Origin of the sequence: Pseudomonas sp. GW531-T4 (assembly GCF_017349615.1) — a bacterium.
Lineage (GTDB): Bacteria > Pseudomonadota > Gammaproteobacteria > Pseudomonadales > Pseudomonadaceae > Aquipseudomonas > Aquipseudomonas chlororaphis_I.
This window is the reverse complement of the sequence record NZ_JACMZT010000038.1, coordinates 22905-42912: the sequence shown is the minus strand read 5'-3', so window position 1 is coordinate 42912 and position 20008 is coordinate 22905. Positions and strand designations below refer to the sequence as shown.

Below are 20008 nucleotides of genomic sequence, written 5' to 3'. Positions count from 1 at the left end.
AGCTTGCTCGCGATGGCGTTCTGTCGGACGGAGCACGATCTCAGGCCGTGGTGTTCTTCGGCTCCTTGATCTTGTACCAGGCCACATACAGCGCCGGCAGGAACAGCAGCGTCAGCAGGGTGGCGACGATGATGCCGCCGATCATGGCGTAGGCCATCGGCCCCCAGAACACTTCCCGGGCGATGGGAATCATGCCCAGGCTGGCCGCCGCGGCGGTCAGCAGGATCGGTCGGCGACGGTGCTCGGTGGCCTGCACCACCGCATCCCAGGATGAATGACCGGCGCGCTCGAACTCGTCGATCTGGGTCACCAGGATCACCGAGTTGCGGATGATGATGCCGATCAGCGCGAGAATCCCGAGGATCGCCACAAAGCCCATGGGCGTGCCCGTCGGCACCAGCGCCAGGACCACGCCGATCAGCCCCAGGGGCGCGACGCTGGCCACCAGGAACAGCTTCTGCACGCTGTGCAGCTGGATCATCAGGAAGGTCGCCATGAGGAACAGCATCAACGGCACCACCTTGGCGATCGGCCCCTGGGCCTTGCCGCTCTCCTCCACCGTACCGCCGGTGGCCACCGAGTAACCGGCCGGCAGGCTGGCGGCGAACTTGTCGATATCCGGCTTGAGCAGCCTGACCAGGTCGGTCGGCTGGATTTCGTCACGCACCGAGGCCTTGATGGTGATGGTCGGCTTGCGGTCGCGCCGCCAGACCAGCGGCTGCTCCAGTTCGTAACGCACGGTGGCGAAGGCCAGCAGCGGAATCGAGGTGCCGTTGGGGTTGACGATCTGCAGGTTCTGCAGGGTTTCCGGGGAGCCGCGCTCGCTGTCGTCGGCCCGGCCGACCACGTTGATCAGGTAGATGTCGTCATGCACCTGGGTCACGGTGGAGCCGCTGACGATGCTGTTCATCAGCTGCGCCACGTCCTCCGAAGACAACCCCAGCTGGCGGGCCTTGTCCTGGGCGATGTCGATGCGCAGCACTTTGCCCGGCTCGTTCCAGTCGTAGATGATCTCGCCGATGTGCGAGTTCTTGTCCAGTTCGGTGGCCAGCTCGATGGCGTGCTTGCGCACCTGGTCGATGTCCTTGCCGCTGACCCGGTACTGGATCGGTCGCCCCACCGGCGGGCCCATTTCCAGGGCCTGGACGTAGCTGCCGATGCCGACGAAGTCGTCGCGCAGGCGTTTTTTCAGGCGTTCGGTCAACGCCGTGCGCGACTCCAGGCCCTTGCTGACAATCACCAACTGCGCGTAGTAGGGGTTCTGCAGTTGCTGGTCCAGCGGCAGGTAGAAACGGATCGCACCTTCGCCGATATAGGTGCTCCAGCGCAGGATGTCCGGGTCGTCCTTGAGGGTCGCCTCCAGGCGATCCACCGCCATGCGGGTCTCGGCGATCGAGGCGTTCTGCGGCAGGTTGAGGTCGACGAGAATCTCCGGCCGGTCCGAGGACGGGAAGAACTGGTTCTGCACGAAGCGCATGCCGACCACCGACAGCACGAACACCAGGACGGTGATGCCGATGGCCCACCAGCGGTTGCGCATGGCCCACAGCAGGCCGCCGTTGAAGGCGCGGCCGATGCGCCCCGGCTCTTCGGAGTGGGGTTTGACGTTGGTGCTGAGGATATGCACGCCGATCACCGGGGCGAACAGCACGGCGACTATCCACGACACCAGCATGGCCACGGCGATCACCGCGAACAGGGTGAAGGTGTACTCGCCGGCGGAGCTGGCGTTGAGGCCGATGGGCACGAAGCCGGCAACCGTCACCAGGGTCCCGGTGAGCATCGGGAAGGCCGTGGAGGTGTAGGCGAAGGTCGCCGCCTGCTCCTTGGTCTCGCCCATCTCCAGGCGCGTGACCATCATCTCCACGGTGATCATCGCGTCGTCCACCAACAGGCCCAGGGCGATGATCAATGCACCGAGGGAAATCCGCTGCATGGTGATGCCGCTGTATTCCATGAAGACGAAGACCATCGCCAGCACCAGCGGAATCGAGCACGCCACCACCAGCCCGGCGCGCACGCCCAGGCTGACGAAACTCACCACCAGCACGATCACCACCGCCTCGAACAACGCGCTGGTAAAGCCGCCGACGGCTTTTTCCACCACCTCGGCCTGGTCCGACACCGTGTGTACGCCTACGCCCACTGGCAGCTCGGCGGTGAGCTGGTTCATCTTGGCGTGCAGGGCCTTGCCGAAGTCCTGGATGTTGCCGCCCTTCTTCATGGCGATCGCCAGGCCGATGGCCGGCTGGCCGTTGTAGCGAAACTGCGGCGTCGAAGGGTCGACGTAGCCGCGGCTGATCTCGGCGATATCCGCCAGGCGATAGAAGCGCTCGTTGAGCCGCAGGTTGACCGTGGCCAGGTCTTTCTCCGAAGCGAACTGCCCCGAGGTGCGCACGGAAATCCGCTCCGGCCCGGCTTCGATCACCCCGGCTGGAGTCACCGCATTCTGCGCTTGCAGGCTCTGCAGGACCTGGCGCTGGTCGATGCCCAGCGCCGCCAGCTTGCGCGTGGAGAAGTTCAGGTAGATGACTTCGTCCTGCTCGCCGACCATTTCCACTTTGCCCAGGTTCGGCACTTCACGGATCTCGGCGCGCACCTGCTCCACGTAGTCGCGCAGCTGGCGCATGCTCAGGCCGTCGGCGGTAAAGGCGTAGACCGAACCAAACACATCGCCGAACTCGTCGTTGAACCCCGGCCCTTGCAGGCCCTGGGGGAAGTCGCCGCGAATGTCGTTGATCTTCTTGCGCACCTGGTACCAGATCTCGGGAATGTCCTTGCCGCTGGTGGTGTCGCGCAGGTTGACGAAAACCGTCGACTCGCCGGGGCGGGTGTAGCTTTTCACGTAGTCGAGGGAGTCCAGTTCTTCGAGTTTTTTCTCGATGCGGTCGGTGACCTGCTTGAGGGTTTCCTCCTGGGTCGCGCCCGGCCAGCGGGTCTGGATGACCATGGTCTTGATGGTGAAGGACGGGTCCTCCTCGCGCCCCAGGTTCATGTAGGAGAACACGCCCATCAGCAGCGCGACGAACATCAGGTACCAGACGAACGACTGATGCTTGATGGCCCACTCGGATAAATTGAAGCTCCCTTTGGTGGCCGGCGTCATCGTGGGCTGTCCTCGTCGATTTTGACTTTCTGCCCCGGTTTGAGGCTGTTCACACCGGCGCTCACCACCCGCTCGCCGATCTTGATCCCGCTGCCGATCAACGCCGAATCATGGTCGCGGCTGAGCACCGTGACCTCTCGCGGCGCCACGGTGCGTGCCTGCGGGTCGACGATCCAGACCCGGGTCTGGCCGTCCACCTCCTGCAAGGCCGACAACGGCACCTCGGTGCGCGGAACGATGGCGGAGCTGAGGGTCACGCTGATGGCCGTGCCGAGGCGGAAGGTGGGCGGGGTTTGCGCCAGGGTCAGGCGCGAACGCCGGGTCCGGGTGGCGCTCTGCGCCTGGGGCTCGATCTCGCGCACCACAGCGGTGGTGTTGACGCTCGGGTCCAGCTGCAAGGCGACCTTGAACACCACGTCGGCCGGCAACTGGTCCACCAGGCTCGCCGGCAGGTCGATCACCGCCTCCTTGATATCCGGGCGAGCCAGGGTCACCACCTGCTGGCCGGCGCTGACCACCTGGCCGGCCTCGGCCATCCAGGCGGTGACCACGCCGCCGTGATCGGTGCGCAGCTCGCTGTAGGCGAGCTGGTCGCGGGCCTGGCTGACCGCGGCCCTGGCCTGATCCAGGGAGGCGCGGGTGGTCTTCAGGTCGGTCTGGGCGATATCCAGCTGCGCCTGGGCGCCGACGCCGCGGTCGAACAATTGCTGCTGGCGCCGGGCGTTGGCCTGGGCATTGATCCATTGCGCCTCGACCCGGGCCAGGTCGCCCTGGGCGGAACGCAACTGGTTCTGCTGATCGGTGGGGTCGAGGGTGGCGAGCAAGGCGCCCTTGCCCACCTCGGCACCGACATCGACGTTGCGATTGGCGATGCGCCCCGGCACCCGGAAGCCGAGGTTGGTTTCATAGCGGGCCTGGATGCTGCCGGCGAACCGCCCGAGGCTTTCCTCGGACTCGGCGCGCACCTCGAACGACAGCACCGGGCGCACCGGCTCGGGCGCCGGTTCTTCCTTGGAACAGGCGCCCAGCACCAGGCCGGCGCACAACAGCAGGGACAGGCGCTTCATGGCTGGGCTCCTTGGGCACCGGTCTCGGGAACGATCTCGACGAGCATCCCCGGGTGCAACAACTGGCCACCGGCGATCACCACTTTTTCGCCGCCCTCGAGGCCGTCGCTGATGATCACCTTGCCGGTCTGGTAGCGCCCCACCGTGACGGTGTGCAGGGTGGTCTTGCCGTCCTCGCCCACCAGCCACACGGCCGGTTCGTTGAGGTTCTTGGTCAGCGCCGCCCAGGGCAGCTCGACACTGGCCTTGCCGGGCACATGGGCACTGGCGCCGACCACCGAGCCCAGGTCCATGCCCGCCGGCAAGCCGTCGAGGGCCACCTTGACCTGCACCGTGCCGCTTTGCGCCGACACCACCGGGGTGACTTCCCGCACCCTGCCAGTGGTCTTGATATTCGGGTTGTCCAGCAGGCTGACGTTGATCACGCCATCCTCTGGCGGGGCCACCAGCAACGCCTCGTAGACGTTGAACACGGCGTCGCGCTCGCCGTCGCGGGCCAGGCTGTAAATCGGCACCGTGGCCTGCACCACCTGGCCGACCTCGGCCTGGCGCGCGGTGATCACCCCCGGCGCGTCGGCGATCAGCGCGGTATAGCTCAGTTGCTCACGGGCGTTGGCCAACTGCGCCTGGGCCGCGCTCAGGGCGCTCTGGCTGCTGCGCAGCGCCGCCTGGGCGGCATCGTATTCGCTCTGGCTGGTGTAGCCCTTGGGCAGGAGCTTCTGCTGGCGGACGAAGGCCGCGCTGGTCTGCTTGACCCGCGCCTGCTCGGCGAACACCGAGGCGGCGGCGGAATCGACATTGGTCTGCAGGTCTTTCGGGTCGAGCCGGGCCAGTACCTGTTTGGCCGTGACCCGGTCGCCGACATCCACCAGGCGCTGGATGATCTTGCCGCCGACGCGGAACGACAACTCGGTCTGCACCCGCGCCTGCACATCGCCGGTCAGGGTCACTTGCGCGGCGAAATCACGGGTCTGCACCTGCTGCACGCGCACCCGCGGCCGCTCCTTTTCGGTCGGTTTCTCCGCACCACAACCGCTCAGTAGTGCCGCCAGCGTCAAACCCACTATCCACTTCGATTCGAGACCAGCCATGCAGGCTCCTTCACGCGATGCAATCGTACAGGTGACGATACGACTGTGAGCTTAGAACAGGGTTCAACCGCTGCACGCGGGCTGCGGAACAAATGCGTAATGTCTGATCGGCTGAACAACGAGGGCGTCGGGACGCGCGGATTTTCAGGTTCTGCGAACCTGATCGCGAGCAAGCTCGCTCCTACAAGGGCGGTCAGCAGGGGCGATGGCCAGGGGGAAAATCAGGCACACTGCGTCTTCATGCACAAGGAGCCCCGGGATGCTCAAGACCCTGGCAGTGGCCAATTACCGCTCGATCAACAAACTGGTGATTCCGCTGGAGCGGCTGAACCTGATCACCGGTCCCAACGGCAGCGGCAAGTCCAACCTGTACAAGGCCCTGCGCCTGCTGGCGGAAACCGCCCAGGGCGGGGTGGTCAATGCGCTGGCCAGCGAAGGCGGCCTGGAGTCGACTTTCTGGGCCGGGCCGGAACAGATCAGCCGGCGCATGAGCCGTGGCGAGGTGGCGATCCAGGGCGGACCACGGAAAACCGTCAAGCGCTTGCAGCTGGGCTTTACCGGTGAGGATTTCGGTTACTCGATCGGCCTGGGGCTGCCGGACTCGAGCGGCCATTTCATGCTGCCCGGGCACAGCACGCCGATTCCGTCGCGCTTCACCCTCGACCCGCGGATCAAGCGCGAGAGCATCTGGAGCGGGCCGGTGTATCGCCCGGCCAGCGTGCTGGTGGATCGCCAGGGGCCGATGGTGCGGGCCCGCCAGGGGCGGCAGTGGGAAGTGCTGGCGCAGCACACCTCCAGCGGCGACAGCCTGTTCGACCAGGTCGGCAACCTGCGTTCGTCGCCCGAGGTCCTGCATCTGCGCGAACAGATTCGTGGCTGGCGTTTCTACGATCACTTTCGCACCGACAGCCAGGCCCCCGCGCGCCGGCCGCAGCTGGGCACCCGCACGCCAGTGCTGCACCACGACGGCCGTGACCTGGCGGCGGCGTTGCAGACCATCATCGAGGTCGGCGATCAGCAGGCGCTGCACGAGACCATCAGCGATGCCTTTCCCGGGTCGCGGCTGGAGATCGATGCGGTGCCGGGCGGGCTGTTCGGCGTGCAGTTTCATCAGGACGGTTTGCTGCGGCCGCTGTCGGCGGCGGAGCTGTCGGACGGTACCCTGCGTTACCTGCTGCTGGTCGCCGCCCTGCTGACGCCACGGCCACCGACGCTGATGGTGCTCAACGAACCGGAAACCAGCCTGCACCCGGACCTGCTGCCGGCCTTGGCGCGCCTGATCATCCGGGCTTCGCAGCAGTGCCAGGTGTGGGTGGTGTCCCATGCCAGCCGGCTGATCGCGGCGTTGCAGCAGGACCCGCAATGCAACGCCATCGTGCTGGAGAAGAATTTCGGCCAGACCGAAATCGTCGGCCAGGGCATGCTCGATGAACCGGCGTGGTATTGGCCGGATTGAGCGGCCTCAAAAGCATCGCGGGCAAGCCTCGCTCCTACAGAAGAAGATTGCACATGCTTCTGTAGGAGCGGAGCTTGCCCGCGATGGCGTACTTAAGAACACCTCGATCGTTCAGACCGAATCACCCCTGCCACTTGCCCCCTTCGACAATCACGCTTTCCGGCTGGGTGTCGTCGCTCAGTTCCTTGCGCACGTACTGGTCGTAGAGCTTGAGCAGGTACTTGTCCTCGCCCAGCTTGGCCAGCTCGGCGTTGACCCAGTCACGCAACTCGATATTGCCCTTCTTCACCGCCGGCGCGATTGGTGCCTGTTCCCCCAGGGTCTGCGGCAGTACGCGGTAGCCCGGGTTCTGCTTGGACCAGCTGAACAGGATCAGGTTGTCCTGGGCATAGGCATCGCCGCGGCCGTTGGCCAGGGCTTGCAGGGACTCGGAGTTCTTCTCGAACTTCAGCAGCTTCCAGTCCGGGTGGTTCTTGGTCAGCCAGATATCGGCGGTGGTGCCGGTGGTGACGATGGTGGTGCGGCTCGCCAGGTCATCCAGGTTCTTCACTTCGCTGCCGTTAGGCACCAGGGCCTGCACCGCGACCTTGAGGTTGGGGTTGGTGAACTCCACCGCTTCCTTGCGCTCCGGGGTGACGGTCATGTTGGCCAGGATCAGGTCGACCTTGTCGCTCTGCAGGAACGGAATGCGACTGGCCGGCTCCACCGCGACGAATTCCACCTTGTTCTCGTCGCCCAGCAGGTCCTTGGCGAATTGCCGGCCGATATCGGTATCGAAGCCCACGTAACGGCCGGTCTCATCGACGAAACCGAACGGCGGCTTGTCGGTGAACACGCCGACGATCAGCTTGTCGCGGGCCTTGATCTTGTCCAGGTAACCGGTCGCCGGGGCAGCGCTGGCGCTGGCTGCAGGCTTGGGCGCCTCGGTGGTTTTATCGCAGCCGGCCAGCAGCGCGAGGCCGAACAGCGGGAGTAGCAGTAGCGAAGACTTGGCAGTTTTCATAAGAGCTCCAGTTCCTTTGTAGGTGCTTTTTTTGGCAATGCTTCAACGAAGGAGAATTTCTCCAGGAACTGCTGCGCTCGTGCGGTCCGCGGGTTCGTAAAGAAGGTCTCGGGAGGGTGCTGTTCGAGGATGCGCCCGGCATCCATGAACACGATGCGGTCGGCCACCGCGCGGGCGAAGGCCATTTCGTGGGTGACGATCAGCAGGGTCATGCCGTCCCGGGCCAGGCCCTGGATCACTTGCAGCACTTCCTTGACCATCTCCGGGTCCAGCGCCGCGGTGACCTCGTCGAACAGCATCACCTGCGGGTTCATGCACAACGAACGGACGATGGCGATGCGTTGCTGCTGGCCGCCGGAGAGCTGGCGCGGAAAGGCATCGCGCTTGTCCAGAAGGCCCACCCGTTCCAGCAGCGCCTCGGCCTGGGCGCGGGCTTCGCGACGGTCGCGCTTCTGCACCTTGAGCGGGCCGAGCAGGATGTTGTCGAGCACGCTCATGTGCGGGAACAGGTGGTAACTCTGGAACACCATGCCGATGTCCTGGCGCACCTGGCGCCAGTCGGTGGCCTTGTCCAGCAGCTCGCGGCCGGCGAATCTCAGGTGGCCGCCGTGGGCTTTTTCCAGGCCGTTGAGGCAGCGCAGCAAGGTGGACTTGCCGCAGCCGCTGGGGCCGAGAATCACCACCACTTCGCCCTGGGCGACCTTGAGGTCGATGTCCTTGAGCACCTGCTGCTCGCCGAAAAACTTGTTGAAACCCTGGAACTCGATCAGTGCGCTCATGCTTGCGTCCAGCGCCGCTCCAGCACGCGCGAGGCGGCCGACAGCGGGTAGCAGATAAAGAAGAAAAACAGGAACAGGGCGCCGTAGATCAGCACCGACTCGTAGGTGCGCTCGATGATCTGCTGGCCGACCTTGATCACGTCCACCACGCCGATCAGCACCGCCAGCGAGCTGGTCTTGATGATCCGCGTATAGACGTTGATGGTCGGCGGCGTCATGCGTTTCAGCGCCTGGGGCAGCAGCACGTAGCCGTACAGTTGCGGGTCGGACAGGCCGATCGACAGCCCCGCCTCGCGCTGGCCACGGGGCAGCGAATGCAGGGCGCCACGCACCACCTCGCCGACTTCGCTGGCGCCCCACAGCGACAGCACCAGCACCGCGCAGGTGAAGCTGGGGATGCTGATGCCGAAGAAGATCGGGAAACCGAAAAACAGCAGGTACAACCAGACCAGCACCGGGATTGCCCGGAACAACTCCAGGTAGAGGCGCAGCACGGCGTTCAACCATTTGTGGTCGAGGGTCCGCAGCACGCCGTAGAGCACGCCACCAACGGTGCTGAAGGCGATGCTCAGCAGGGAGATCGACAGGGTCTGCGCGGCGCCCTTGCCCAGCTGTGGCAAGGACACCCAGAGCAGTTCAAGACCCGAACTGGCCATGCTGCAACCTCCTTTCCAGACGGCTGAGCAACAGCGACAGCGGCAAGAACAGCAGCACGCAGATCAGCGTGAGCACGGCGAGCATTTCGTAGGTCTTGTAGTAGAGGGCGATGTAGCTCTTGGTGGTGTAGAGAATCTCCGGCACCGCCACCGCCGAGACCACGGTGGTCTCCTTGAGCAGGAAGATGAAGTTGGCGAACAGCGACGGCAGGCTGAGGATCCCGGCCTGCGGCAGGATCACATGGCGCAACAGCTGCCAGTGCGACAGGCCGATGGAGCGGCCCGACTCCAGCTGGGCCGTCGGCACCGCTTCGACGCCGGCGCGCAGCACCTCGGTGAGGTAGGCGCCGCCGAGAAAGGTCATGGTGATGATCGCCGCGGCGAACCCGGAAATCTTCAGCCCCAGCGCCGGCAGGGCGAAGTAGACGAAGAACAGCTGGATCAGCAGCGGGGTGTTGCGCGCCAGCTCCACGTACAGCCCGATCAGGCGCTGCAGGTAGGGGGTGCGGAACACCAGGATCGTGGCGTTGATCAGGGCCACCAGCAGGGAGGTGGCGATGGCGATCAGGCCGACCTGCAAGGTCACGCCCACGGCCTTGAGGAAGGCCGGCAGCGTACTGAGGATAAAGGCGTAGTCGAGGGTCATGGCAATCCTGGACGCCACTGGGGTACAGCGGCGGTGGTGCAGTCCATTGGGCGGTGGGTAAACCACCCGGCAGGCGTCGACTTTAAAGCTATAAAAACAATAATTTAAATACCGTTAAAGCATATTGATATCACCCAAAAAACTAACCTGCGGGGTTTGCCATGCGCGTCTGGGCCGGCTACTTTTCTGACGCCGTCAGGGATCTTTCTGATCCTCCTCCATGGAACGGACAACCGGCACCCGACCTCAACGGGCCAGACACACAAGGACGATAAGAACAATGACCGACCTCGATACCCCGCAACCCCTCGATCCGCAGGACATCGTCAAATGGCTGAAGGCCCTGTGCCGGGCCATGAAGCCTTCCTGAGCAAAATCCCTTCATCGTTGATTGCCCGCGATTGCGTCCTTACTGATACACCGCAGCGCCTGGATCGCGAGCAAGCTTCGCTCCTACAGAAGCACGGTGAAGTCGCTCTTGCGGGCAATAAAAAACGCCGACGCTGTAGAAGCCATCGGCGTTTAAACCTTGAAGGGGTTTGTACGACTTAAGCGTAGTTCATCAGAACGCCGGCAGTACTGCGCCGCTGTATTTCTTCTCGATGAATTCCTTCACTTGCGGGCTGGTCAGGGCCTTGGCCAGTTTCTGGATGGCGGCGCTGTCCTTGTTGTCCGGGCGGGACACCAGGAAGTTCACGTACGGCGAATCGGCACCCTCGATCACCAGCGCATCCTTGGCCGGGTTCAGGCCGGCTTCCAGGGCGTAGTTGGTGTTGATCATGTCCAGGTCGACCTGGTCCAGCACGCGCGGCAGCAGGGCCGATTCCAGTTCCTTGAACTTGAAGTTGTGCGGGTTCTTGGCGATGTCTTTCGGGGTCGCCAGGGCGTTCTTCGGGTCCTTGAGTTCGATCAGGCCGGCCTTCTGCAACAGGATCAGGGCCCGGCCGCTGTTGCTGCCTTCGTTCGGAATGGCGATGGTCGCGCCGTCTTTCAGCTCGGCCAGGGTTTTGACTTTCTTCGAGTAGCCGCCGAAAGGTTCGACGTGCACGCCGATCACGGTCACCAGGTTAGTGCCTTTGCCTTCGTTGAAGCTCTTCAGGTACGGCAGGGTCTGGAAGTAGTTGGCGTCCAGACGCTTCTGATCGACCTGCACGTTCGGCTGCACATAATCGGTGAAGATTTTGATTTCCAGGTCCACACCTTCCTTGGCCAGGGTCGGCTTGATCAGCTCGAGGATCTCGGCGTGCGGCACAGGGGTGGCCGCCACTACCAGTTTCTCGCCAGCCTGGGCCAGACCGGCAGTCAGGGCAGCCGCCAGTGCGGTGAACAACAGAACCTTTTTCATGCAGTGTCCTTATGAGTCGTCAGTGACGACGGCTTTTGTAATGAGGGTGCCAGCGAAGTGCTATCTCTGGCGTGGAGCGGACAATACCGGGATTTTTTATGCCTTAACAATATCTTTTATTCACGTTGATATTCCATTTTGTTCATACAGAATCGGACCGCTCTAGCTCGCGCCCGGGGCACTCCACAAGCCCCTGTAGCCGCTGCCGCAGGCTGCGATCGAGCGGAACGGTCGCGGCGATTTTGTTGACGCAAGAGGGCCTTCGGCCCTATCGCAGCCTGCGGCAGCGGCTACAGAAAGCAGGCCGCTGCACGGATCAGAATGGGAGGAGACTTCAGATCACGCCGTGTTGCTTGAGCAGGTGCTTCAGCGCCTGCAACTCGGCGGCGGAACCGTCCGCGATCAGGCCCTTCAATTGCTGGTCCACCCGCTCCAGCCGCGACAGCTGCGGCGGCAGGTTCAGGTGCTCCGGCAGGATCTCCTCGCCACTGCTGACCAGCAGGGCAAAGTGAATGACGTTCTCCAGTTCGCGAGTGTTGCCCGGCCAGCTGTGCTGCTCCAGCACCTGCTGGGCGGCTTCGCTGATCAGCGGCACCGGCAGGTCCAGGCGCTGGCTGTAGATGCCGAGGAAATACTCGGCCAACGACAGGATGTCGCCGACCCGCTCGCGCAGCGCCGGCAGCTCCAGGTGGCCCTCGCCCAGGTAGTGATACAGCCGCTCATGGAACTTGCCCGCCGCCACCGCCTGGGCCAGGTCGATGCTGGTGGCCGCCACCAGGCGCACATCCACCGGGCTCGGCTGATGGGCGCCGACCCGGGTCACCTCATGATTTTCCAGGGCCGAGAGCAGCTTGATCTGGATCGGCAACGGCAAGTCGCCGATCTCGTCCAGGTACAGGGTGCCGCCGTTGGCCGAGCCGAACCAGCCGGCACGGCTGCTGGCCGAACCGCTGAAGGCGCCGCCGGCATAACCGAACAGTTCGGCGTCGGCGTAGGTCGGGCTGATAGCCCCGCAGTTGACCGACACAAACAGGCCGCTGCGGTCGCTGGCGCGGTGGATATGCCGGGCCAGCAGCTCCTTGCCGCTGCCGGTTTCACCGCGGATCAACACCGAGATCGCCCGCGGCGCCAGCTGTTCCAGCTCCTGGCGCAACTGCCGCGAGCGGGGATCGACGAACACCAGCGCCTTGGCGCGGATGCTCAACGGACTTTTTTCAGCATCGGGAAAGGTCAGCAGCGGCTGACCGAAAGACTCATGCAGACTCATGGCAGACTCCCGCCCAAATCCGCTGGCAGGCGGGGGCGTTTAACAAAAAGAAAAAATCAGGCGCGGCGCAGGGAATGCTGTTCCATGCGGTTTTGCAGGCGGTAGAGATACGCGAAACCCTGCTCCCAGCGCTGGTGCCCGGACTTGACGTTGATATGCCCGGCACCGGACAGGATCCCCGCCTCGGCGCCCCAGTGGCGGGCCAGTTCCAGGGCACGCGGCGCGCTGATTGCACTGTCGTTGTCGGAGCTGACAATCTGGCTCGGGAACGGCAACAGGTCGCTGGGGATCGGCGCGAAATTGCGCAGCGCCGGCGCGCAGGCCGGACGCTCGACATCCGCCGGCGCCACCAGCAACGCACCGCGCACCTGGCGCAAGGCACTGACCGGCGCATGGGCGGCCCAGTGCGCGACGGTGATGCAGCCCAGGCTGTGGGCAATCAGGATCACCGGCGTGCTGTCGGCGGCAATCGCCTCGGCCAGCGCCGCGACCCAGTCTTCGCGCCGGGGCGTCAGCCAGTCGGCCTGCTCCACCCGCGCACTGTTTGGCAGGCTGTTCTGCCAGTGGCTTTGCCAATGATCTTCTGGCGATCCTTGCCAGCCCGGCACAATCAGGTAGCGAATTGATTCGTTGCGCATGGGGGAGCTCTCCTGCGTGTCTGTTCCCGATCGAGTATAGGGACGAGAGTTATATTCGTTAAGGAATAAGAAGCTATTTATTAAGACCTATAAAGAATATAAAGAGTCACCTGTACCCAGGCTGTACGAGCCCTAGGCGCCTGGCAGGCAGACCGCGGGGCCTGCATCGCGGGCAATCGAGCGTCGACCGGCTGCTCCTACAAAAGCCGGCGGGCGCCACGAACCTGTAGGAGCGCAGCTTGCTCGCGATGGCGTCCGCCCAGGCCAGCGCCCTGAGCCAAATCGCAGGCAAAAAAAAGGCCGCACCCTGCCAAGGAGACGGCCTGAAAAGTCGTGGCTTACAACACTGGGTCAGCGCGCGGTGATCACCGACAGCTTGGTGATACCGGCCCGCTCGATGGAGGCCATGGCACGGGCCACTTCGCCGTAGTTGACGCCGTCGTCCGCCTGCAACTGCACGCGCACTTCCGGGTCCTTGGCCTTGGCCGCCTGAAGATTGGTTTCCAAAAGGTCCGGCTGGATCTCGTCCTTGTTGATAAAGAGTTTGCCGGCGCCGTCGATGCTCACCACCAGCGGGTCCTTCTGCTCCACCGGGGCCACGGCCTCAGTCTTGGGCAGGTTGATCGGAATCGCGTTGGTCAGCAGCGGCGCGGTGACGATGAACACCACCAGCAGTACCAGCATCACGTCCACCAACGGCGTGACGTTGATCTCGCTCAGCACCTCATCACTGTCCTGGGTCGAGAAGGCCATGTCAGGACGCCTCCTTCACTTTCTGTGCGCTGCCCTGGGCCGCGGCCTTGTGCGCGGTCGGGTGGATCAGCACGCGGAACGAACTCTTCTGCGCCAGGCTGTAGAAGTCATGGGCGAAGTCATCCAGGTCGGCGGCGGTCAGCTTCAGGCGCCGCAGGAAGTAGTTGTAAACCAGCACCGCCGGCACCGCGACGGCGATCCCCACGCCGGTGGCGACCAGTGCCGCACCGATTGGCCCGGCCACGGTTTCCAGGCTGGCCGAGCCCGCCGCGCTGATACCTTTCAGGGCCTCCATGATCCCCCACACGGTGCCGAACAAACCGATGAAGGGCGAGGTGCTGCCGATACTGGCGACCACCGCCAGGCCGGTTTCCAGCGAACGCCGCTCACGGACGATCTGCTGGCGCAGGGCGCGCTCCAGGCGGTCCTGATGATTGATCGCCTGGCTCAGGTCCGCCGCGTGCGCGGTGTCGCCGACCTGGATCGCCGCATAACCGGCCTGGGCCACGCGAGCGGCGGCGCCGGGCTGGGTTTCGCTGAGTTCGGCCGCCGAGTCGAGGCTGGAGGCGGCCCAGAACTGCTTGTGGAACTTGCGATCCTGGGCCTTGAGGCGGGCGAACTGCGCGCCCTTGAGCAGGGCCAGGCCCCAGGTGGCCACGGAAAACACCACCAGCAGCCAGATCACCGCGCTTTCGATGGATTCGAGTGGAGATGCCAATAAACTCATGATGTGTCCCTCTGTATAACCCTTGTAAGAGCGAGCGTGCTCGCGATAGCGCCTGGCGCAGGCTCAATGAATCTTGAAATCGATGGGCACGCTGACCCAGCCGTCCTGGGCGACATCACCCTGCTTGGCCGGCACGAAGCTCCAGCGCTTGACTGCCGATAACGCCGCGTCGTCGAGTTGCTGGCGACCGCTGCTTTTCTGGATCTGGATCTCGCCGGGCTTGCCGCTGGCCAGTACATGTACCCGCAGCAATACCGTGCCTTCCCAACCGCGACGCTGGGCCAGCGACGGATATTCCGGCGCCGGGTTCTTCAGGTACGCGGCGTTCGCCGAAGCCGGGGTCACGGGTGCTGGGGCCGGAGGCGCGGGCGGTGCCGGAGCGGCGACAGGCGCGGCCGGTTGTGGCGGCGCGGGCTGTTGCTGGACCGGCTTCGGCGCCGGCTTGGGCTCAGGCTTGGGCACCGGTTTCGGCTTGGGCTTGGGCTTGGAAATCGGCTTGGGCGGTGGCGGCTTGACCGCCAGTTCGTCCTCCACCGGCGGTGGTGGCTCCACCACCGGTTGTACCGGCTGCGGTGGCGGCGGCTCGACCACCGGCGGCGCAGGCCGGGAAAACTCGATGGTCATCGGCGGAATTTCCGGCGGCACGATCGGCAATACCGGGGTCGGCTTCTGGCTGATCCAGTAGATCACCGCACCGTGCAACAGCAGAGCAATCACCCCGAGCGCAATCGCCTCGCGGCGCCGCAGCCCGGCCTTGGGTGCCTTCTGCAGACGCAACTGGCCCAACGGCAAGCGGTGCGGCCGGCCGAGGTCGACCAAATCGCCGCTCGGCGCCTGGCGCCACAGCACCTCGTGTGCACTGGCGGCGGTCTGGACATTGCCCATTGATTAACTCCCTACAGTCTTTTGCGAATAGCCCGACCCACACCTGCGAACTCCCCCGGAGCAGCGTCGAGGGCTGAATGATTGGCGCCAGACACTTATCTCCGAAAGTAATCTTTAAAGTTATGGATAGATCAAAATCGCATATTTAAAGCCGTCATCTCGCGCCAGGCCGCGCGGATCAAGGGCTGCAGGGAAGGAGTCAAAAAGCCATGCTTTTCGAGCATTGAAAATATTCGCCAAGGGCATTGCATCGCCACGGCAAAACCGGGGTGAAGCGACAGCAGTGGCGAAATAAAAGGGACCGACCGAACGTCGATCAAGGGATCAGGCGCCCCCGGTAAAGCGAATCAAGAGGCGCCTGCTCAAGCGAACCCTGGACAGGGTTGTTCATACCTTCAGCGCCTGGCTCTCGCACAACGCCAGCAACTGGCTCTCCAAGGCCTTGCCAGCGCGGCTCAAGCCGCTGCGGCCGTACAGCGCCAGGCACACGCCCTGGATGTCCGGCAAGCCGCTGGCTGCATCGAGCACGCGGTGCCCGGCGGCCACCACCCGCACCGGCAGCAGGCTGATGCCCAAGCCTGCGGCCACCGCCGAGCAGACGCTGGCCAGGCTGGCGCTGGAGTAACCGATGCGCCAGCGCCAACCGCCGACTTCGAGGTGATGAAGCATTTCATGGCGATACAGCCCACCCACCGGGAAGGCCACCAGCGGCAACGGATCGCGGCCGAAGGCCGGGGTGGCGCGACTGTCGACCCAGCACAGGGGTTCCGGCCAGGACCCCAGGCAGTCGTCGCTGGCACCCATCTGCTTGACCAGCAACAGATCGAATTCGCCACGCCGATAGAGGCGGGTCAATTCCGGGCCCAGCCCGCTGGTGACCTCCAGGCGCACGCCGGGATGGTCCTGGCCGAAGCGCGACAACAACGGCATCAACCGCTCGGCGGCGAAGTCTTCCGGCACCCCGAGGCGCAGCACACCTTCGCTCTGCTGGTGCAGCAAGACATCGCTGGCCTCTTCGTTGAGGGCCAGGATGCGCCGCGCATAGCCCAGCAGACGCTCGCCCTCGGCGGTGGCCACCACCCGACGCTGGTCGCGATCGAGCAACTGGCAGTCCAGGCTCTCCTCCAGCCGCCGCACCTGCTGGCTGACGGTGGACTGGGTGAGGTGCAGGCGCTCGGCGGCGCGGGTGAAGTTGGCGCAGTCGACGACAGCGACAAAGCTGCGCAGCAGCACAGGATCGAACATGGCAGCACCATTCTGAATGCCACTGATTGGCATGGTTATATTTAATTTCAGAATACATCAGGGCCTGACCATACTCGGCGTTCATTGACTGCACAGGGAGCCTGACGCCATGCGTTACCTGTCTTGCAAACACGCTGTCCTGGCGATCTGTCTGTTCGTGGTGGGGGTGGTGATGGCAAAGGATAACCAGCTGCTCGAGGCAGTCCGCGACGGGCAGTTGCCCAAGGTCCAGGCGCTGCTTCGGCAAGGCGCGGACGTCAATGTGCGCGGCCTGGATGGCAGCAGCCCGTTGCTGCTGGCCACCGCCGCCAACCAGGTCGAGATCGCCCGGGCGCTGATCGAGGCCGGCGCCGACGTCAACCAGAAGAACCTGATCCACGACAGCCCTTACCTGCTGGCCGGCGCCAGCGGACACAATGCGATCCTGCAACTGACCCTGGCCCACGGCGCCGACCTGAAAAGCACCAACCGCTACGGCGGCACCGCGCTGATCCCAGCCTGCGAGCGTGGGCATGTCGACACCGTGCGCCTGCTGATCGAGGCCGGCGTCGACCTCGACCACGTCAATCGCCTGGGCTGGACCTGCCTGATGGAAGCCATAGTGCTGGCCGATGGCGGCCCGGCACACCAACAGATTGTCGCCCAGCTGATCGCCGCCGGCGCCGACCTGAACCTGCCGGACAACGCTGGCCTGAGCCCTCTGCAACAGGCGGAAAAACGCGGCCAGACCACCATCGCCAAACTGCTGCGGGACGCTGGCGCGTCCTGATTTGTGCCTTAAGGAGCCCCCATGAAAGACGATCAGGATTACCTGCAACGCGCCGTCGAACTGGCCCGGCAAAACGTCGCGGCCGGCGGCCGGCCGTTTGGCGCGGTGCTGGTGCGCGACGGCCAGGTGCTGGCCGAGACGGTCAATCAGATCCACCTGAGCCAGGACCCCACCGCCCACGCCGAACTGTTGGCCATCCGGATCGCCAGCCAGCGGCTCGGCCCGCGCCTGGACGGCTGCGTGATCTATGCCAGCGGCCAGCCCTGCCCCATGTGTTTGAGCGCCATGTACCTGTGCGGTGTGGCGCGCGCGGTGTTCGCCGCGGACAACGCCAGCGCCGCGCCCTTCGGCCTGTCCACGGCGGCGATCTATGAACAACTGGCCCAGCCCCTGACGGCCCAGCGCTTGCCGGTGCGACACCTGCCACAAGCGGCGATGAACCAGATCTACCGCGACTGGCAGGTCCGCCATGCCGCTCGCTGAGTCGCGCCTGCGCCGCCTCGGCGGCTGGGCCCTGCTGATCGCCCTGGGGCTCAACCTGCGGCCGATCATCAGTTCCATCAGCCCGCTGCTGATGGAGATTCGTGGCGCCACCGGCATGAGCTTCCAGAGCAGTGCCTGGCTCACCAGCCTGCCGGTGGTCTGCATGGGCCTGGTGGCCTTGCTCGGGGTGCGCCTGGAAGCCCGCCTGGGAGAACGGCGTGGCGTCGCCCTCGGCCTGTTGATGATCCTCTGCGCCTGCCTGGCGCGCTTGCTCTGCGACCAGGCCGGCGCGCTGCTCGCCACCGCCCTGCTCGGCGGTGCCGGCGTGGCCTTGATCCAGGCGCTGGTGCCGGCGCTGATCAAGCGCCAGTTCCAGCAGCGGGTGGCCTTGGCCATGGGCATCTATTCGGCTTCGCTGATGGGCGGTGGCGGCCTCGCGGCGCTGCTCAGCCCGCATGTCGCCACGCACTTCGCCCATTGGCAGGCCGGGCTCGGCGTGTGGTTGCTGCCAGCGCTGGCGGCCCTGCTGCTGTGGTGGCTGCTGCCGTTCGCCGGGCCAGGGCAGCGCCTCAACGCCCCCTCCATCAGCCTGTGGCGCAATCGTCGGGCCTGGTTGCTGGCGCTGTATTTCGGCCTGATCAACTGCGGCTACATGAGCATGGTCGCCTGGCTGCCGGCCTATTACCTGCAGCTGGGCTGGAGCGCGACCCAGAGCGGCTCGCTGCTGGCGTTCATGACCATCTTCCAGGTCATTGCCGCGCTGTTGATGCCCGCCCTGGCGCAGCGCCAGAGCGACCGCCGGCCATTGCTCGCCATCAGCCTGAGCGCCCAGGCCCTGGGTTTCGGCGGCCTGGTGTTGTGGCCGCTGCAGGCCCCGCAGCTGTGGGTGGCGTTGATCGGCTTCGGCCTCGGCGCCTGCTTCGCGCTGAGCCTGATCCTCACCCTCGACCACCGTCGCGATCCCCGGGAAGCCGGGCAACTGGCGGCCTTCGTGCAAGGGGTGGGGTTCTTGATCAACGCTGTGTCGCCGTGGCTGACCGGCTGGCTGCGGGAACTCACCGGCAGCTTCATCAGCGCCTGGTGGGTACTGATCCTGACCGTGCTGGCCATGCTGGTGCTGACCCGGGTATTCAGCCCCTCCAGCTACCGCGAGTCGCAGTCGACAAACGTGGCGCCACAAGCGATACCCACGGGAAGCCCCTCGACCTCTGCCTGACAAGGCCCATGGCCATCATGCGCAACTTCTTGCGCACCTGGCTGTGGATAACTCTGTGAGTAGATACTCAAAGGTCTGATAGAACGTGGCTCATAGCCGAGTGCGCAACTTCTTGCACAGCACTGCGCAAGAAGTTGCGCACTTTCAGCGGCTTTCGCCCGGGAAATACTTTCACCGATCTCAAAAATCACCTGAAGCCCTTGATCCATAAGGCACTTCCCGCTCCTGGCACGCTCCTTGATATCTACCTCGGCACCCAACCGGGCGATTCGTCCCACCGGGCACCTTTATTTTTTAGCAAGGAGAGCATCCATGGCTACACCAGCGTATATGTCCATCACCGGCACCAAACAAGGCCTGATCACCGCCGGTGCCTTCACCGCTGACTCCGTTGGCAACACCTACCAGGAAGGCCACGAAGACCAGGTCATGGTTCAGGGCTTCCAGCACGAAGTGATCATCCCGCGTGACCCGCAGTCCGGCCAGCCAACCGGCCAGCGCGTTCACAAACCTGTGGTCATCACCAAGGTATTCGACAAGGCTTCGCCACTGCTGCTGGCTGCCCTGACCTCCGGTGAGCGCCTGACCAAGATCGAAATCCAGTGGTACCGCACCTCCGCTGCCGGCACCCAGGAGCACTACTACACCACCACCCTGGAAGACGCGATCATCGTCGACATCAAAGACTACATGCACAACTGCCAGGACCCATCGAACTCGCACTTCACCCACCTGGAAGACGTGCACTTCACCTACCGCAAAATCACCTGGACCCACGAAGTCTCCGGTACTTCCGGTTCCGACGACTGGCGTTCCCCGGTCGCGGGCTAAGTCCGGCCGACCGTTACACCCACATCGGCCAGCTCTGCTGGTCGA

The 20008-nt window shown here is 64.5% G+C and carries 19 protein-coding genes; 5 read left to right on the top strand and 14 right to left on the bottom strand.

Annotated features, from left to right (window positions below):
* Nucleotides 1-40 precede the first annotated feature (40 nt).
* The 3 genes from J4D28_RS24295 to J4D28_RS24285 are packed head-to-tail and all read right to left on the bottom strand — an operon-like array spanning nucleotide 41 to nucleotide 5264.
* On the bottom strand, nucleotides 41-3106 hold the full coding sequence (locus tag J4D28_RS24295) for an efflux RND transporter permease subunit (protein ID WP_038630357.1): 3066 nt from the start codon (nucleotides 3104-3106) through the stop codon (nucleotides 41-43).
* A complete protein-coding gene (locus tag J4D28_RS24290) occupies nucleotides 3103-4173 on the bottom strand; it encodes an efflux RND transporter periplasmic adaptor subunit (protein WP_053268008.1) in 1071 nt (356 codons plus the stop codon). The genes J4D28_RS24295 and J4D28_RS24290 overlap by 4 nt, the downstream gene beginning before the upstream one ends.
* A complete protein-coding gene (locus J4D28_RS24285) occupies nucleotides 4170-5264 on the bottom strand; it encodes an efflux RND transporter periplasmic adaptor subunit (RefSeq protein WP_103331259.1) in 1095 nt (364 codons plus the stop codon). The genes J4D28_RS24290 and J4D28_RS24285 overlap by 4 nt, the downstream gene beginning before the upstream one ends.
* A 259-nt stretch (nucleotides 5265-5523) precedes the next feature.
* On the opposite strand from J4D28_RS24285, the gene J4D28_RS24280 reads away from it, so the two are divergent.
* Nucleotides 5524-6720, top strand: coding sequence for an AAA family ATPase (locus J4D28_RS24280; RefSeq protein WP_009046428.1), 1197 nt, complete (start codon nucleotides 5524-5526; stop codon nucleotides 6718-6720).
* Between the two features lie 121 nt (nucleotides 6721-6841).
* Here the strand turns inward: J4D28_RS24280 and J4D28_RS24275 are convergent, their stop codons facing one another.
* The 11 genes from J4D28_RS24275 to J4D28_RS24225 form a co-directional block, all read right to left on the bottom strand.
* Entirely contained in the window at nucleotides 6842-7723 is an 882-nt protein-coding gene (locus tag J4D28_RS24275) for a transporter substrate-binding domain-containing protein (protein WP_016702540.1), read from the bottom strand.
* Nucleotides 7720-8502, bottom strand: coding sequence for an amino acid ABC transporter ATP-binding protein (locus J4D28_RS24270; RefSeq protein WP_009046426.1), 783 nt, complete (start codon nucleotides 8500-8502; stop codon nucleotides 7720-7722). Before J4D28_RS24270 ends, J4D28_RS24275 begins: the two co-directional genes overlap by 4 nt.
* The gene (locus tag J4D28_RS24265; RefSeq protein WP_038630355.1) at nucleotides 8499-9158 is read right to left on the bottom strand and encodes an amino acid ABC transporter permease; all 660 of its coding nucleotides are present in this window, start codon (nucleotides 9156-9158) and stop codon (nucleotides 8499-8501) included. The genes J4D28_RS24270 and J4D28_RS24265 overlap by 4 nt, the downstream gene beginning before the upstream one ends.
* Nucleotides 9139-9804 carry an amino acid ABC transporter permease gene (locus J4D28_RS24260; protein ID WP_009046424.1) on the bottom strand — a complete coding sequence of 222 codons (666 nt, stop codon included), beginning with the start codon at nucleotides 9802-9804 and terminating at the stop codon, nucleotides 9139-9141. The genes J4D28_RS24265 and J4D28_RS24260 overlap by 20 nt, the downstream gene beginning before the upstream one ends.
* 562 nt (nucleotides 9805-10366) lie before the next feature.
* Nucleotides 10367-11149, bottom strand: coding sequence for a MetQ/NlpA family ABC transporter substrate-binding protein (locus J4D28_RS24255; RefSeq protein ID WP_009046423.1), 783 nt, complete (start codon nucleotides 11147-11149; stop codon nucleotides 10367-10369).
* Between the two features lie 334 nt (nucleotides 11150-11483).
* Nucleotides 11484-12416 carry a sigma 54-interacting transcriptional regulator gene (locus tag J4D28_RS24250; protein WP_009046422.1) on the bottom strand — a complete coding sequence of 311 codons (933 nt, stop codon included), beginning with the start codon at nucleotides 12414-12416 and terminating at the stop codon, nucleotides 11484-11486.
* A gap of 56 nt (nucleotides 12417-12472) precedes the next feature.
* On the bottom strand, nucleotides 12473-13054 hold the full coding sequence (locus tag J4D28_RS24245; protein WP_009046421.1) for an alpha/beta hydrolase: 582 nt from the start codon (nucleotides 13052-13054) through the stop codon (nucleotides 12473-12475).
* A gap of 351 nt (nucleotides 13055-13405) precedes the next feature.
* On the bottom strand, nucleotides 13406-13807 hold the full coding sequence (locus tag J4D28_RS24240; protein ID WP_009041659.1) for a biopolymer transporter ExbD: 402 nt from the start codon (nucleotides 13805-13807) through the stop codon (nucleotides 13406-13408).
* 1 nt (nucleotide 13808) lies between these two features.
* Nucleotides 13809-14534, bottom strand: a complete 726-nt coding sequence (locus J4D28_RS24235) for a MotA/TolQ/ExbB proton channel family protein (RefSeq protein WP_009046420.1) — start codon at nucleotides 14532-14534, stop codon at nucleotides 13809-13811.
* Between the two features lie 63 nt (nucleotides 14535-14597).
* Entirely contained in the window at nucleotides 14598-15419 is an 822-nt protein-coding gene (locus J4D28_RS24230; RefSeq protein ID WP_103331260.1) for an energy transducer TonB, read from the bottom strand.
* 387 nt (nucleotides 15420-15806) lie between these two features.
* Entirely contained in the window at nucleotides 15807-16664 is an 858-nt protein-coding gene (locus J4D28_RS24225; protein WP_103331272.1) for a LysR family transcriptional regulator, read from the bottom strand.
* 109 nt (nucleotides 16665-16773) lie between these two features.
* Here J4D28_RS24225 and J4D28_RS24220 point away from each other — a divergent pair, with 109 nt between their 5' ends.
* The 4 genes from J4D28_RS24220 to J4D28_RS24205 all read left to right on the top strand — a co-directional run bounded on the left by J4D28_RS24220 (nucleotide 16774) and on the right by J4D28_RS24205 (nucleotide 19963).
* Nucleotides 16774-17433, top strand: a complete 660-nt coding sequence (locus tag J4D28_RS24220; protein ID WP_103331261.1) for an ankyrin repeat domain-containing protein — start codon at nucleotides 16774-16776, stop codon at nucleotides 17431-17433.
* A 21-nt stretch (nucleotides 17434-17454) separates the two neighbouring features.
* Nucleotides 17455-17916, top strand: a complete 462-nt coding sequence (locus J4D28_RS24215; protein WP_103331262.1) for a nucleoside deaminase — start codon at nucleotides 17455-17457, stop codon at nucleotides 17914-17916.
* Nucleotides 17903-19132: a CynX/NimT family MFS transporter gene (locus J4D28_RS24210; protein ID WP_009046415.1), complete on the top strand. Its 1230-nt coding sequence runs from the start codon at nucleotides 17903-17905 to the stop codon at nucleotides 19130-19132. Before J4D28_RS24215 ends, J4D28_RS24210 begins: the two co-directional genes overlap by 14 nt.
* A gap of 312 nt (nucleotides 19133-19444) precedes the next feature.
* Nucleotides 19445-19963 (top strand): Hcp family type VI secretion system effector, encoded by a 519-nt coding sequence (locus tag J4D28_RS24205; RefSeq protein ID WP_007925756.1) that lies wholly within the window; start codon nucleotides 19445-19447, stop codon nucleotides 19961-19963.
* Nucleotides 19964-20008: the final 45 nt, after the last annotated feature.

Bases quoted from the DNA above. Each gene is read 5' to 3' on its own strand.
- J4D28_RS24240 (WP_009041659.1), bottom strand. From the start codon at position 13,807: ATGGCCTTCTCGACCCAGGACAGTGATGAGGTGCTGAGCGAGATCAAC.
- J4D28_RS24245 (WP_009046421.1), bottom strand. From the start codon at position 13,054: ATGCGCAACGAATCAATTCGCTACCTGATTGTGCCGGGCTGGCAAGGA.
- J4D28_RS24225 (WP_103331272.1), bottom strand. From the start codon at position 16,664: ATGTTCGATCCTGTGCTGCTGCGCAGCTTTGTCGCTGTCGTCGACTGC.
- J4D28_RS24215 (WP_103331262.1), top strand. From the start codon at position 17,455: ATGAAAGACGATCAGGATTACCTGCAACGCGCCGTCGAACTGGCCCGG.
- J4D28_RS24285 (WP_103331259.1), bottom strand. From the start codon at position 5,264: ATGGCTGGTCTCGAATCGAAGTGGATAGTGGGTTTGACGCTGGCGGCA.
- J4D28_RS24235 (WP_009046420.1), bottom strand. From the start codon at position 14,534: ATGAGTTTATTGGCATCTCCACTCGAATCCATCGAAAGCGCGGTGATC.
- J4D28_RS24205 (WP_007925756.1), top strand. From the start codon at position 19,445: ATGGCTACACCAGCGTATATGTCCATCACCGGCACCAAACAAGGCCTG.
- J4D28_RS24270 (WP_009046426.1), bottom strand. From the start codon at position 8,502: ATGAGCGCACTGATCGAGTTCCAGGGTTTCAACAAGTTTTTCGGCGAG.
- J4D28_RS24220 (WP_103331261.1), top strand. From the start codon at position 16,774: ATGCGTTACCTGTCTTGCAAACACGCTGTCCTGGCGATCTGTCTGTTC.
- J4D28_RS24255 (WP_009046423.1), bottom strand. From the start codon at position 11,149: ATGAAAAAGGTTCTGTTGTTCACCGCACTGGCGGCTGCCCTGACTGCC.
- J4D28_RS24210 (WP_009046415.1), top strand. From the start codon at position 17,903: ATGCCGCTCGCTGAGTCGCGCCTGCGCCGCCTCGGCGGCTGGGCCCTG.
- J4D28_RS24260 (WP_009046424.1), bottom strand. From the start codon at position 9,804: ATGACCCTCGACTACGCCTTTATCCTCAGTACGCTGCCGGCCTTCCTC.
- J4D28_RS24280 (WP_009046428.1), top strand. From the start codon at position 5,524: ATGCTCAAGACCCTGGCAGTGGCCAATTACCGCTCGATCAACAAACTG.
- J4D28_RS24250 (WP_009046422.1), bottom strand. From the start codon at position 12,416: ATGAGTCTGCATGAGTCTTTCGGTCAGCCGCTGCTGACCTTTCCCGAT.
- J4D28_RS24295 (WP_038630357.1), bottom strand. From the start codon at position 3,106: ATGACGCCGGCCACCAAAGGGAGCTTCAATTTATCCGAGTGGGCCATC.
- J4D28_RS24230 (WP_103331260.1), bottom strand. From the start codon at position 15,419: ATGGGCAATGTCCAGACCGCCGCCAGTGCACACGAGGTGCTGTGGCGC.
- J4D28_RS24290 (WP_053268008.1), bottom strand. From the start codon at position 4,173: ATGAAGCGCCTGTCCCTGCTGTTGTGCGCCGGCCTGGTGCTGGGCGCC.
- J4D28_RS24265 (WP_038630355.1), bottom strand. From the start codon at position 9,158: ATGGCCAGTTCGGGTCTTGAACTGCTCTGGGTGTCCTTGCCACAGCTG.
- J4D28_RS24275 (WP_016702540.1), bottom strand. From the start codon at position 7,723: ATGAAAACTGCCAAGTCTTCGCTACTGCTACTCCCGCTGTTCGGCCTC.